The organism is Luteimonas flava (assembly GCF_036584485.1).
GTDB lineage: Bacteria > Pseudomonadota > Gammaproteobacteria > Xanthomonadales > Xanthomonadaceae > Luteimonas > Luteimonas flava.
Window position 1 is genome coordinate 1 of the sequence record NZ_JAZHBM010000054.1, and the last position, 319, is coordinate 319.

Annotated in this window: 1 pseudogene; it reads left to right on the plus strand. The window is 43.6% G+C overall.

What is annotated here, in order from left to right:
* Window positions 1-86: 86 nt before the first annotated feature.
* Window positions 87-319, plus strand: a pseudogene (locus V3391_RS17855) (cysteine peptidase family C39 domain-containing protein); the annotation flags it as partial.

Sequence of the window (319 nt, forward strand, 5' to 3'; positions counted from 1 at the left end):
ATATAGACTTGATGAAAACTATACTCCAAACTGAAAAAAGCGAATGTGGCATTGCTAGTCTGGCCATGATTTGAAATTATTTTGGCTATCACGTCGGCTTGCCTGAGTTGCGCCGAAAGTTTTCGATAAGCCTGAAGGGGACAACCTTAGCGCAACTCGTACGATATGCGGGAGCGATGCACATGGCTGCGCGTCCCCTGCGCTTGGAGTTGGATCAGCTTGCAGAACTGAAATGTCCCGCCATTTTGCATTGGAATTTGAATCATTTTGTCGTTTTGAAAAGTGTCAAACGAAAATTTTTCGGTAAATTGCTTAGAAA